9 protein-coding genes are annotated in these 13,365 nt (G+C 61.7%); 1 reads left to right on the top strand and 8 read right to left on the bottom strand.

Features of this window, described 5'->3' with window-relative positions; all coding sequences use genetic code 11:
- Positions 1 to 2 precede the first annotated feature (2 nt).
- The 8 genes from QWI20_RS01850 to glnE all read right to left on the bottom strand — a co-directional run bounded on the left by QWI20_RS01850 (position 3) and on the right by glnE (position 10,252).
- On the bottom strand, positions 3 to 1,454 hold the full coding sequence (locus QWI20_RS01850; RefSeq protein ID WP_369303898.1) for a lipopolysaccharide kinase InaA family protein: 1,452 nt from the start codon (positions 1,452 to 1,454) through the stop codon (positions 3 to 5).
- An 80-nt stretch (positions 1,455 to 1,534) separates the two neighbouring features.
- Positions 1,535 to 2,290, bottom strand: a complete 756-nt coding sequence (locus tag QWI20_RS01855) for a lipopolysaccharide kinase InaA family protein (protein WP_369303899.1) — start codon at positions 2,288 to 2,290, stop codon at positions 1,535 to 1,537.
- Positions 2,287 to 3,021 (bottom strand): lipopolysaccharide kinase InaA family protein, encoded by a 735-nt coding sequence (locus QWI20_RS01860; protein WP_369303901.1) that lies wholly within the window; start codon positions 3,019 to 3,021, stop codon positions 2,287 to 2,289. The genes QWI20_RS01855 and QWI20_RS01860 overlap by 4 nt, the downstream gene beginning before the upstream one ends.
- The gene (gene rfaP, locus QWI20_RS01865) at positions 3,021 to 3,827 is read right to left on the bottom strand and encodes a lipopolysaccharide core heptose(I) kinase RfaP (RefSeq protein WP_369303902.1); all 807 of its coding nucleotides are present in this window, start codon (positions 3,825 to 3,827) and stop codon (positions 3,021 to 3,023) included. Before rfaP ends, QWI20_RS01860 begins: the two co-directional genes overlap by 1 nt.
- Positions 3,824 to 4,948, bottom strand: a complete 1,125-nt coding sequence (locus QWI20_RS01870; protein WP_369303903.1) for a glycosyltransferase family 4 protein — start codon at positions 4,946 to 4,948, stop codon at positions 3,824 to 3,826. Before QWI20_RS01870 ends, rfaP begins: the two co-directional genes overlap by 4 nt.
- Positions 4,948 to 6,012 (bottom strand): lipopolysaccharide heptosyltransferase I, encoded by a 1,065-nt coding sequence (gene waaC, locus QWI20_RS01875; RefSeq protein ID WP_369303904.1) that lies wholly within the window; start codon positions 6,010 to 6,012, stop codon positions 4,948 to 4,950. Before waaC ends, QWI20_RS01870 begins: the two co-directional genes overlap by 1 nt.
- A 1-nt stretch (position 6,013) precedes the next feature.
- Positions 6,014 to 7,048 (bottom strand): lipopolysaccharide heptosyltransferase II, encoded by a 1,035-nt coding sequence (gene waaF / locus QWI20_RS01880; protein ID WP_369303905.1) that lies wholly within the window; start codon positions 7,046 to 7,048, stop codon positions 6,014 to 6,016.
- Between the two features lie 252 nt (positions 7,049 to 7,300).
- Positions 7,301 to 10,252: a bifunctional [glutamate--ammonia ligase]-adenylyl-L-tyrosine phosphorylase/[glutamate--ammonia-ligase] adenylyltransferase gene (gene glnE, locus QWI20_RS01885; protein WP_369303906.1), complete on the bottom strand. Its 2,952-nt coding sequence runs from the start codon at positions 10,250 to 10,252 to the stop codon at positions 7,301 to 7,303.
- Between the two features lie 385 nt (positions 10,253 to 10,637).
- On the opposite strand from glnE, the gene aceE reads away from it, so the two are divergent.
- Positions 10,638 to 13,283, top strand: a complete 2,646-nt coding sequence (gene aceE, locus QWI20_RS01890) for a pyruvate dehydrogenase (acetyl-transferring), homodimeric type (RefSeq protein WP_369303907.1) — start codon at positions 10,638 to 10,640, stop codon at positions 13,281 to 13,283.
- The last annotated feature ends 82 nt before the right edge of the window (positions 13,284 to 13,365 follow it).

The following is a 13,365-nucleotide window of genomic DNA, read 5'->3' on the forward strand; positions in this document are numbered from 1 at the left end:
GGTCAGTCCGGCGTCTTTGAAACCGTCGGAAGGCGCTGCTCCAGCACTTGGTGCAGCGCGCTGTCCGTCGGCCAGTTGCGCATGAACCGCGCGCGGTCTTTGGCGAACGCCGTCGCGAACGAGGTCTGGGAGCCGTGCTGGCACATGGCGTCCAGATCGATGAGCGACCAACGATCCTGTTGCCAGAACACATTGTGACCCTTGAGATCTCCGTGGCTGATGCGCTCACGGATCAACTGCGCAAACAGCGCATCCAGCGCCTGCAACTCGGCTTCCGGCGCATCGCCCGAGGCGACGTAGGGCGCAAAGCGCTCGATGATGTCGGGCCCCGGCAGAAAGTCGGTCACCAGATACGCCTCGCGGCGCAGCCATAAAAAGCGTTTTTCCAGCAGCGCCAGCGGTTTGGGCGTGGCGATGCCGAGGAAGCGCAACCGATTGCCTTCACGCCACGAGTGCCAGGCACGGGACGGTCGCCAGAAACGCTTGAGCCAGTGGGCCAGGTTCTTGATGTTGTAGCGTTTGATCACCAACTCGCGGCCGGCGGCGTCTACCTTGGCGACGCTGGCCGCACCCCCGGTCTTGTACAGATGACCGCCATCAACCAGCGCGTCGGCCTGCTCCAGCACGGGCAGCATTCCGGCGACTTCCTCACGACGAATCGCACGCAGGGCAAACGGCCCGTCTTCAACGCTGAACAGGCTGCATTCACGGCCGATCTTGTTCAGGTAATCCCGCAAGCGCCAACTGCGCACCTTGTCGATCTGCTTTTGCAGCGCCTCGACCGGTAAGCCGTGCTCGCCGTTGCTCAGCAGGTAATAGACCAGCAATTCTTCGGTGAACGGCTCCAGCGACTTGGGCAACTGGGCGAAGAACACGCCGAGGTTTTCCAGCACCTTTTGCCGCGACAACGGCTTGCCCGCCTCTTCGACGCGAATGCCCGCGCCATCGATCAGGTACAAGGTCGAGCCCTGACGCAGCAGGTTGTCGAGGTGCAGGTCTTCCTGCCACAGGCCTTTGGCGTGCATCTGACCCACAGCGGCCAGGGCATCGCCGAGCACTGACTGCTGTTCATCGGCCAGCGGTGGAAGGTTTTCCACTGATTTCCAGGCATCGCCCAGGCTTTGAGCCTGATCCAGAAACTCGAACAACAGCCAGCCGCCCTCGCCTTCCTGCAGCCCGTCGGCCAACAGCAACGGCGTTGGCAAGCCCTGTTTCGCCAGCGCCTGTACGCCGTCGCGTTCACGCTGGAAATGCCGAGGGGCTTTGGGACCGACCAGTAATTTCGCCAGCACCGTGCGCCCGCGCCAGATGCCGGCGCCGACGTAACGTTGACCAGGCAGGACGCGCAGCAGGCTGAGCAATTGCAGCTCGGCAGGACCGGCCGCATCCTCCAGCGCGACGTTCATCGGCAGCGCCGGGGTGCGACCGGCGTTTTTCAGTTCAGACAAACGCATCGGCGCCCTCTTTGATCAAGCCCAAATCCAGATCGCAGATCTGACAGGCAGTAAATCTCGTGTGCATCAAAAACCGGAAATCACCGATCCCGGCGCTTGTGACTGCCCCGTTTGGCGACACGCTGCCACCAGGCGTCGACTAACCCGCTGTCGGTCGGGGCATGAAGATAAGCGGCGAGCAGCTCGCGGATTTCCGTTTCGTTCCAGACCGGTGCGCGGCGTAGCAGAGGCTCGATGTCCTTGACCCGGTCGCGCTGGCCGAAGATCGACTTGCGCGTCTTCTCAAGGTCGATCAGCTGCGCCATGTACTCACCGCCCCGGGCCCGCATGAAAATATGCTTGGGGTAGAAACAACCGTGCACCTGACCGGCCTTGTGCAGCGTGCGCGCCAGTTGCCCGCACGCTTGCAGAATCGCCAGACGCTCAGTGGCCGGCCGTTCGTGCCAGTCCTGCAATAGCGTGTCCAGATCGGTCCAGCCATCCAGCGCGCGGGTCATCAGGATTGCGCGGCGCTCGCCGTCGACTTTCCTATCCGCGTAGAACACTGCATGCAGCGCCGGAATGCCCAGCTTCTGATACAGGCTGATGTTGCGAAACTCACGGGAGAAAGACGGCTCGCCGAACGGGTGATGCAGGGTATACGTCAGGTAATTGCTCTGGCGCTTGAGGTAATAGCCGGAGCCTTCCAGCTCCAGGCGAAACACACTGCTCCAGCCGCCACGGCCGGTGTTGGGCTCATCCACCGCATCGAGCTCTACGTTCCACAACGCATCGAAGTCCGCCAGACCGTGCCGTTCGAGCAGCCCCCGGTCGGCGTCAGCAATGAAAACACTCATTCGCGACCCTCAAAAAAACTGACGATGTGGCGGATGCGCTTCTTGTCAGAATCATTCAAGCGTTCACGACCACGATATTGCAGATAGAACCGCAGGCGCTGGGTGGCCGACAGGTGATATTTGGCGACCTTGTCCAGGCACGCGAGGTCTTTGGTGATCCGGTAACGCAGCATGAAGCTGACCCAGAACGCGCCGTTGGGGCAGTCGATGAGAAACACCGTCGATTGGTCGTCCACCAGCAAGTTGCGCCACTTCAGATCGTTATGGGTGAAGTGATGATCGTGCATGGTCCGCGTGTAGCGCGCGACCTGCTGGCTGACGCCATTGACCCATGAGCGGCTGTCCAGGCGCGTGTCGTTGACCCGTGCCAGTTCGGACAGGTCTTCGGTGCGCGGCAGTTCGCGGGTGATCAACGCGCCACGATCATAGGCAGCGCCATTGCGCTCCAGGCCCCAGGCGACGACTTCTGCCGTCGGGATGCCCCACTTGGCGAAGCGCTTGAGGTTCTGCCATTCGGACTTGACCCGTGGCCGTCCCAGATACCGGCGCAAACCCTTGCCCGCCGCGACGTAGCGCTTGACGTAGTAATTCACACCACCGCGCTCGACGCGGATGACTTCGGACAACGGATCGCGGGTCAGGCGCTCGCCTTTGAGGGCGAACACCGCGTCGAGGGTGCCGAAGTCATTCGTCAGCGCGGCGTAGCCAGGCTCCAGATTCCAACCCGCCATCAGAGCGCGTCCCCGTAGCGCAGTTTGCGCTGGTAGAGCTTCTCGGCCTTGCCTTCAAGCCAGCTCAACAGCGCCGATTCCTGGGCCAGGATCTGCCGCAGCGGCTGCTGGAAGTAGCCCTTGAGAAACCGCAGTTTGTCGCGCCGGGTCAGGCCGATGTCCATGGCCGAGAAATACAGCGCGGCCAGGTCTTTGTTGCGCCAGCGCTGGGTGATCGCAGGTCGGGTCTGGGCGCGGTGCAGGTCGATCACCGAGAGCCGGAAGCTGTCGGGCGTGACCGGCGTGTCGGTGTGCAGCAGAAAATGACAGATGTAGCAGTCGCGGTGATTGACCCCGGCGCGGTGCATCATCCCGACCAGCCGCGCCACTTCAGCGATGTACGCGCGCTTCATGCGGGGCTCGGGCGGCTCGTTGCGCCAGTTCAGGCTGACGTCTTCCAGGCTCTCGGTCGGCGCCAGCTCTTCGGTGATGATGAACGAATGCTGCATGGCCGGGTTGTTGCCGCGCTCGCCGTAGGCCACGGCGGTCATGGTCGGCACGCCGACTTCATGCAGACGGTTGACCGCGTCCCACTCCTGACCCGCGCCGAGCACCGGCAATTTGGCGGTCAGCAGGTTTTTCGCCACTTCACCCCAGCCGATGCCGCGGTGGATCTTGACGAAATATCCGCGGCCGTCGACCTCCGTGCGCAAGGTGCGCCGGTTCTCGAGTTCGCGATAGACCTGGCCTTCCAGCGCCTCGACGGCCTCGAACGCATCGCGCCCGGCCCAGAGGGTCTTGAAGGGTTCAACAAGGATCAGTTTCATCCGTGGTGCTCCGCCAGAATCACATCCGCAGCGTGCTGCGGCATGCTGTAAAGATCAGCCGTGTCGGCGAATGCCAGCCCGTTACGGCTCCAGGTGCTGCGCGCGGTGTCGTCCTTGAGGATGCGGGCCAGGTATTGATTGAGCTGGTTCTGTTCGAACGGCTCATCAAGCACCAGACCGCTGTCGGCTTCGGCGATGTAATGGGCGTAGCCGCACACTGCACTGACCAGCACCGGGAGCCCTGCCACCAGCGCTTCAAGCAGCACGGTGCCGGTGTTTTCGTTGTAAGCCGGGTGAATCAACAGGTCGGCGCCCAACAGAAAACGCGGAATGTCGCTGCGCCCTTTCATGAAGGTGACGTGATCGCCCAGGCCCAGCGTCGTGGTCTGCACCTGGAATACCTTGGGGTCGTCCTGGCCGATGACAAACAGGCGCGTGCGTTTTTTCAATTCAGCAGGCAGCGCGGCCAGTGCCTTGAGGCTGCGATCCACGCCCTTGGTCTTGAAGCCGGAGCCGATCTGCACGAGCAGCAGGTCATCGTCGGCCAGCTTGAATTCCCGACGAAACTCGGCGCGAATTTCGGCGGCATCCGGCGGCGCGCGACGGTCCTGGGAGATCCCCGGCGGCAACAGATGAAAGCGTTCCAGCGGCGTGTCGTAATGCTTGATGAACAGCGGCTGCTGCACTTCGGAGATCATCAGCACTTCGGTCTTTGCGTCTTTGGCGAACACCGCGCGTTCGTAGTCGGCGAAGTGACGGTAGCGGCCCCAGTATTTGTACAGGCCGTGGCGCAGGTTCTGGGCCTTGTCTTCGTAGCAGCCGTCGGCGGCGTAATACACGTCCAGTCCGGGCATCTTGTTGAAGCCGATCAGCCGGTCCACGGGACGCTTGGCCAGGTCGGCGTTCATCCAGTCGGTGAGCTTTTCGTTGCGACGGTGGTTGAAGATTGCCTTGACCGGCGCCACCAGCACTTCGAAGCCGGGCGGCACGTCGCCTTCCCAGATCAGCGTGTAGACACGGATTTTATGCCCGCGCTGCTGGCACTCCAGGGCGATGCGCATGAAGTCGCGCTGCAGGCCACCGAACGGGAAGTATTTATAAAGCACGAATGCCAGTTGCATCAGGGATGTTCCTTTGCCAGCAATAGCGCGCCTAACTGGTTCGCTACCCGCTCGGGATTCAGGCGAGTGAAGCACATGGGCCACTCGCGTTCGGTATCGACCTGACGCTGATCTTCAGGCGTCGGTCGATAGGTGCATTTCTTTTGCAGGCACGGCGCGCAAGCGGGGTAATCGGCCGCCAGATGCACCTGCGACCGGCCATACGCGCCGGTCAGGCCCGGATTGGTCGGGCCGAACAGCGACAGGGTCGGTACGTCCAGCGCTGCAGCCAGATGACCAAGACCGGTGTCCACCGCGACGCAACCCTGGGCGCTCGCCAGTACGCGAGCAACCCCTGCCAGATTGAGTTTGGGCAACACGACGGCATTATCAAGGCCATCGGCAATGCGTTCGGCCCGCGCCTTCTCGGCCGGATTGCCCCACGGCAGTCGCACTTCAAGCCCTAGGCCGATCACGCGCTCGGCCAATTGGCGCCAGTACAGCTCGGGCCAATGTTTGGTGTCCCAGGTGGTGCCGTGAAGGAACAGCACAAACGGCGCGTCGTTTGTGGCAGTGAGCAAGCGGCTGCGATCGAGGCCGTAATCGCCCAGTCCCGCAGGCACCTGGTAACCCAGCGCCTGACCGAATAATTGACGCAAGCGCTCGACTGCATGCTGGCCGCGGGCAACGGCGTAGGGGCGATCGTAGAAACGAGCGGCCATGGGCTCGCGCGCCGAGGTCTTGTCCAGCCCGGCGATAGGCGCTTTGACGTATCGCGTCAGCCAGGCGCTTTTCAGCAGGCCCTGGGCATCAATCACCAGATCGTAGCGGGTGTCGCGCAGGCGCTGCTTGAACCGGCGCCATTCGCCATTTTTGAAGGTTTGCCAGAGGTTCTTGCGCCAGCGACGGATCGCCACCGGGATCACATTGGCGACCGCCGGATGCCAGGTCGGAATCTCGGCGAAGCCCTCTTCCACCACCCAGTCGAACTGGATGCCCGGCAGCGCGCCCATGGCGTCAGTCAGCGCGGGCAAGGTGTGGATGACGTCACCCAGTGACGAGGTTTTGATCAGCAGTACCCGCAAGTCAGGCGACCTCGACCGGCGCGGCGCCAATACGGCCGAGGGCCTGGATCACCGAATCCGGCTCCAGCAGGCGCAGGCAGTTGTAATGACCGAAGCGGCAGGTGCGCTCGAAGCACGGGCTGCACTCGATGCCGAGGCGGACGATCTCGACTTCGTCGGCCAGCGGCGGCGTGAAGCCCGGCGAGGTTGAACCATAGACCGCCACCAGTGGGCGATTCAGCGCAGCGGCCACGTGCATCAGCCCGGAATCGTTGGAGACGACTGCGTCCGCGCAGGACAGCAGGTCAATGGCTTCGGCCAGTGAGGTGCCGCCGCTGAGGTTCGTGGATTCTTCGCGCAGGCCCGGGATCAGCCGCTCGCGGATGCTTTCGCCCACGGCATGGTCGTTTTTCGAGCCGAACAGCCAGACTTGCCAGCCTTCACGAATCTTCGCTTCGGCGACTTTGGCGTAGTGCTCAGAAGGCCAGCGCTTGGATTCACCGAACTCGGCGCCCGGGCACAGCGCAAGCACCGGCCGGTCAAGGCTCAGACCGAACTTGGCCAACGCCGCGTCGCGACTGGCCGTTTCGATTTGCAGGCTGGGTTTAGGATAAGGGTGCGGCAACTCGGCGCCTTTGTCGTAGGCCAGCGCCATGAAGCGTTCGATCATCAGCGGGTAGCGCTGCTTGTCGAGGGTGCGCACGTCGTTGAGCAAGCCATAGCGAAATTCGCCACGCCAGCCGGTGCGTTTGGGAACACCGGCGAAGAATGGCACCAGCGCCGACTTCAGCGAGTTTGGCAGCAGAATCGCCTGATCGTACTGGCCCTTGAGGGATTTGCCGATGCGCCGGCGCGTGGCCAGCTCCAGCGCGCCATGGCCGAGCGGGAAGCTCAAGGCCGTGCGTACTTCGGGCATGCGCTCAAGAATCGGCCGGCTCCACTCGGGCGCCAGCACATCGATTTCGCACTGCGGGTGACGCTGCTTGAGGCACTGGAACAGCGTCTGCGCCATCACCATGTCACCGACCCAGCTGGGCCCTACGATCAGAATTCTCATGCTCATCCAAAAACGACCAGAAACGAGCAGGGAGGCCCATCAGACTGCGTGATGCTTGCACACGCCGCCTGACGCCTCCCTGTCATAGCTTTATATAGATCCGTTAGATCCGAACCCTGCAGTGTTCTCATCAACCTCTTCGCGAGCAAGCTCGCTCCCACAGGATCGCTCACCTAACGTGGGAGCGACCGGGGTGGCGCTCCACCTTGCTCGCGAAGGGGCCGGTCCTGCTGCCATCCAACGTCATGGCAATCAACTCAGCCCCAACGCTCCCCAGATCCGCATCACTTCGCGCCGTTCGGTGGCGAAATGGTCGCCGGCCACAACGCCCGGATCGTTCTGCAACGCCTGTCGGTGAGCGGCCGAGCGGTAGGCCTTATACGCCTCACGCAGCAGACCGGCATCGGCGGCGGCCATCAGACCGGCCTCCTCAAGGCCTTCGAGAATACGGATGTTGTCGGTGTAACGAAGCAGCGCGGAATGCTCTCTGGACCACGCCAGGGCCGCGTATTGCACCATAAATTCAATATCGACGATACCTCCGGCGTCCTGCTTGAGGTCGAACCGCGCCGTCGGCTCAAACGCATTCGCCCCCTTGCCTGCCGACGTTGTGCGGGTGCCGAGGTTGTCGCGCATCTTGGCGCGCATCTCGCTGACCTCCTGACGCAGCTTCGGCAGATCCCGCTCCCGCCCCAGCACCGAGGCGCGCACGGCCTCGAACTGCCGGCCGACATCGGTGCTGCCCACCAGCACCCGCGCGCGCACCAAGGCCTGATGCTCCCACGTCCAGGCCTCGTTCTCCTGATAGCGGGAAAACGCCCCGAGGGAACTCACCAGCAGTCCCGACGCGCCAGACGGACGCAGGCGCATGTCGACTTCGTACAACTGGCCCGAGTTGGTCTGGGTGGTGATCAGGTGAATGATCCGCTGACCGAGCCGGGTGAAGAACTGCGCGCCATCGATCGGCTTGGCCCCGTCGGTTTCAGCCTGGGGATCGCCATCGTGAATGAACACCAGGTCCAGATCCGAGCCGTGACCCAGCTCGATGCCGCCGACCTTGCCGTAGCCGACGATGACAAAACCGGGGTCGCACAAGGTGCCATCCGGTCGGCGCGGTGCACCGTGACGGGCGACGGTGTGGCGCCAGGCGAGCGCCAGCACTTGCTCCAGAATCGCTTCGGCCAGCCAGGTCAGGTAATCGCTGACTTTCATCAGCGGCAGGCTGCCGGTGATTTCCGACGCAGCCACGCGCAGACGGTGAGCCAGCTTGAAGTGGCGCAGGGCTTCCATTTGCTGTTCCAGGTCGTCCTCGGGAATACGTGTCAGACGCTCGCGCAGCTCGGCGGCCAGTTCTAGCGCCTGGGGCGGGCTGAACAGGCGACCTTCGTTAAGCAGCTCATCGAGCAGCAAAGGGAAACGGGCGATCTGCTCGGCAATCCACGGGCTGGCGGCGCACAGGGTGAGCAATCGACGCAACGCGCCGGGGTTTTCGGTGAGCAAGACCAGATACGCCGAGCGACGCGCCACCGCTTCCACTAGCGGCAGCACGCGCTCCAGCACCAGATCTGGATTGTCGTGTTCGACAGCCTGAGCGAGCAGGCGCGGAATAAAGGCATCAAGCCGCTCGCGCCCCAGACGCTGCATCGAGCGAAGTTGCGAACTGTTGCGCAGGTTGCTCAGGTTTTTCAGCGCCTTTTGCGCATCGGCGAAACCGCCCTCCTGCAACTGAAGGCAGGCGCTTTCCTCGTTCTGCGACTCTTCCCACAGCGGCAGCCACTCTCCGCCGACGATTTCGTCGCCGTGGTCCTGCTCGCCTTCTTCCTCGTCCGGGTCAGCGATAACCTGACGAAAGTGCCACGCGACGCGCTCACGCCAGTACATCAGTTGTTCGTGGAAACTCGCCCAATCGGCAAAGCCCATCATGAACGCGATGCGCGCTTTATCCTGCGGGTCGTCCGGAAGCATTTGCGTCTGCCGATCCGCAATCGCCTGAATGGCATGTTCGGTGTAGCGCAGAAACTGATAGCCCTCACGCAGCTCATCGATGACGGCAGCGGGCAGATAGCCCTGGCCTTCAAGGGTTTTCAGCACCTTGAGCAGGGGCCGCTGCTGCAGACTCAAATCGCGACCGCCGTGAATCAACTGAAACGCCTGAGCGATGAATTCGACTTCGCGGATGCCGCCGGACCCCAGCTTGATGTTCTCGGCCATGCCCTTGCGCCGGACTTCCTGCTGGATCAGCTGTTTCATGGTGCGCAGCGCTTCAATGGCGGAGAAGTCCAGATAGCGGCGATAGACAAACGGCCGCAGCATGTCGAGCAACTCGCTGCCCTTCTCCTGATCGCCGCCCACCACACGCGCCTTGATCATGGCGTAGCGTTCCCAGTCGCGGCCCTGATCCTGGTAGTACTGCTCCAGCGCGTTGAAGCTGAGCACCAGTGCACCGGAAGACCCATACGGGCGCAGGCGCATGTCGACCCGGAAGACAAAGCCGTCGACCGTGACCGGGTCCAGCGCCTTGATCAATCGCTGACCCAGGCGGATGAAAAATTCCTGATTATCGAGCGGGCGTTTGACGCCTTGGGTTTCGCCGCCCTCGGGGTAGGCAAAGATGAGATCGATGTCGGACGATAGATTCAGCTCGACGGCGCCCAGCTTGCCCATGCCGAGGATGACCATCTGCTGCGGCTCGCCTGTCCGACGGCCGGTCGGCGTGCCGAATTGCTGGCAATGCCGCTCGTACAGCCACTTGTAAGCCAGATCGATGCAGCCATCTGCCATGTCCGAGAGATCGCGGCAGGTTTCCACCAGATCAGCCTGTCGGGTCAGATCCCGCCAGATAATTCGCACTTGCTGGCGCGTGCGTTGACGACGTAGATTACGCCCCAGTTCATCGTCGCTGGCAGCCTGAATGACGGCATTGGCGATGTGCCCAAGCAGCTCGCCGGGCGCAAAACTGCGCTCCAGCTCACCGGATTCAGCGAGGTCGAGCAGCATCAGCGGATCGCGTGAAACCTGATCGGCGACGAAGTCGCTGGCCGCACATACACGATCGAACGCCAATAGCCGCGCCTCGGGCCAAGCCTGAAATGGATGCCTGGCGTCATCTGTGAGGGCATCGAGAGCGGTGCGCCAGGATTGACGCGCACGAGTGACCAACGGCAGAAGGACAGCCGGCAGCTCGGCCAGCAGGGGAAGGCTCATGGTCTATCCTTGATCGGCGTTCAAATGGCAGCCCGCCACGGCGGTTGTATACACGCAACGGACGGACTGTCGAACAAAGGTTAAAAATTGCTGATGACGGGTATTTTCTGGTTTTCAACGTGATAGGTCCGACGATTCGTCAGATTTTTACACTGAGAACACTGCTTTAACGGACACTGCACCACGAGTGAAAACGTCGCTCAGCTGTAGTTTTACTACTGTATATACAAGTCAAAAAGCTGAATTAGCCCGAGATTTGTAGTAAAACTACACAACGCCGGGGACCCATCCGGTCATCCAAGAATTTTATATCGTCTGCCCACAAGGCCAGTCGCAACAAACTCAGGCAACCGATTCTGGAAGCCTTTCCGCCCTGGAGCAAGCCATGCAAGACCTCGATCCCGTCGAAACCCAGGAATGGCTGGACGCCCTGGAATCGGTTCTCGACAAAGAAGGCGAAGACCGTGCTCATTACCTGATGACCCGTATGGGTGAGCTGGCCACACGAAGTGGTTCGCAGCTGCCATACGCCATCACCACGCCTTACCGCAACACCATCCCCGTTACCCACGAAGCACGCATGCCCGGCGACCTGTTCATGGAACGCCGCATCCGCTCGCTGGTACGTTGGAACGCTTTGGCGATGGTGGTCAAGACCAACATCGGCGACCCGGACCTGGGCGGCCACATCTCCAGCTTCGCTTCCAGTGCAACTCTGTACGACATCGGCTTCAACTACTTCTTCCAGGCCCCGACCGACGAACACGGCGGCGACCTGATCTACTTCCAGGGTCACGCATCGCCAGGCGTCTACGCTCGTGCGTTCATGGAAGGGCGCATCACCGAAGACCAGATGAACAACTTCCGTCAGGAAGTCGATGGCAACGGTCTGTCGTCTTATCCGCACCCGTGGCTGATGAAAGACTTCTGGCAGTTCCCGACCGTTTCCATGGGTCTGGGTCCGATTCAGGCGATCTACCAGGCGCGCTTCATGAAGTACCTGGAGCACCGCGGTTACATCCCGGAAGGCAAGCAGAAAGTCTGGTGCTTCCTGGGCGACGGCGAGACCGACGAGCCGGAATCCCTGGGCGCCATCGCCCTGGCCGGTCGCGAGAAGCTCGACAACCTGATCTTCGTCGTGAACTGCAACCTGCAGCGTCTGGACGGTCCGGTTCGCGGCAACGCCAAGATCATCCAGGAACTGGAAGGCGTGTTCCGCGGTGCTCAGTGGAACGTGACCAAAGTCATCTGGGGCCGTTTCTGGGACCCACTGCTGGCCAAAGACGTCGACGGCATCCTGCAACGCCGCATGGACGAAGTCATTGACGGCGAATACCAGAACTACAAAGCCAAAGACGGCGCTTTCGTGCGCGAACACTTCTTCAACTCGCCAGAACTCAAGGCGATGGTTGCGGATATGTCCGACGACGAAATCTGGAAACTCAACCGTGGCGGCCACGACCCGTACAAGGTCTACGCGGCCTACCACGCAGCGGTGAACCACAAGGGCCAGCCGACCGTGGTTCTGGCCAAGACCATCAAGGGTTATGGCACCGGCGCCGGTGAAGCGAAAAACACCGCGCACAACACCAAGAAGGTCGACGTCGACAGCCTGCGTCACTTCCGTGACCGCTTCGACATCCCGATCAAAGACGATCAGCTCGAAGCCCTGCCGTTCTTCAAGCCTGAAGAAGGCAGCGCCGAAGCGCGTTACCTGGCCGAGCGTCGTGCTGCACTGGGCGGCTTCGTGCCACAGCGTCGTGCGCAGAGCTTCAGCCTGCCGACCCCGCCACTGGAAACCCTCAAGGCGATCCTTGACGGCTCCGGCGACCGCGAAATTTCCACCACCATGGCGTTCGTGCGCATCCTGACCCAACTGGTCAAGGACAAGGAAGTGGGTCAGCGCATCGTTCCGATCATCCCGGACGAAGCCCGTACTTTCGGTATGGAAGGCATGTTCCGCCAGTTGGGCATCTACTCTTCCGTAGGCCAGCTGTACGAGCCGGTCGACAAAGAACAAGTGATGTTCTACCGCGAGGACAAGAAGGGTCAGATCCTCGAGGAAGGCATCAACGAAGCCGGCGCGATGTCGTCGTTCATCGCTGCGGGTACTTCGTACAGCAGCCACAACCAGCCGATGATTCCGTTCTACATCTTCTACTCGATGTTCGGTTTCCAGCGTATCGGCGACCTGGCATGGGCAGCAGGCGACAGCCGCACCCGTGGCTTCCTGATCGGCGGCACCGCCGGTCGTACCACCCTGAACGGTGAAGGTCTGCAGCACGAAGACGGTCACAGCCACATCCTGGCCTCGACCATCCCGAACTGCCGCACCTTCGATCCCACCTACGGCTACGAGCTGGCGGTGATCATTCAGGACGGCATGAAGAAGATGTTCGAAGAACAACAGGACGTCTTCTACTACCTGACCGTGATGAACGAGTCCTACACGCAACCTGCCATGCCGGCCGGTTCCGAGGAAGGCATCATCAAGGGCATGTACCTGCTGGAAGAAGACACCGAGGAAGCCGCGCACCACGTGCAGCTGCTGGGTTCCGGCACCATCCTGCGTGAAGTGCGCGAGGCGGCGAAGATCCTGCGCGAACAGTTCAACATCGGTGCGGACGTCTGGAGCGTCACCAGCTTCAACGAATTGCGTCGCGACGGCCTGGCCGTAGAGCGCAGCAATCGCCTGAAGCCGGGTCAGAAGCCACAGTTGAGCTACGTTGAGGAATGCCTCAACGGCCGTAAAGGTCCGGTGATCGCTTCGACCGACTACATGAAACTGTTCGCTGACCAGATCCGTCAGTGGGTTCCGACCAAGGAATACAAAGTTCTGGGCACCGACGGTTTCGGCCGTAGCGACAGCCGCAAGAAGCTGCGCAACTTCTTCGAAGTTGACCGTCACTTCGTGGTGCTGGCCGCCCTGGAAGCCTTGGCCGATCGCGGCGATATCGAACCTAAAGTCGTGGCGGAAGCCATTGCCAAGTTCGGCATCGATCCTGAAAAGCGCAACCCGCTGGACTGCTAAGGTCTGCGTAACGATCGAATAGAGCGCTGAAAGGTGCGCGAAACAGCCGCCGATGCGGAATTTACTTCGGTAAATGAGCATC

Origin of the sequence: Pseudomonas sp. W2-17 (assembly GCF_041060445.1) — a bacterium.
In the GTDB taxonomy this organism is placed as follows: Bacteria; Pseudomonadota; Gammaproteobacteria; order Pseudomonadales; family Pseudomonadaceae; genus Aquipseudomonas.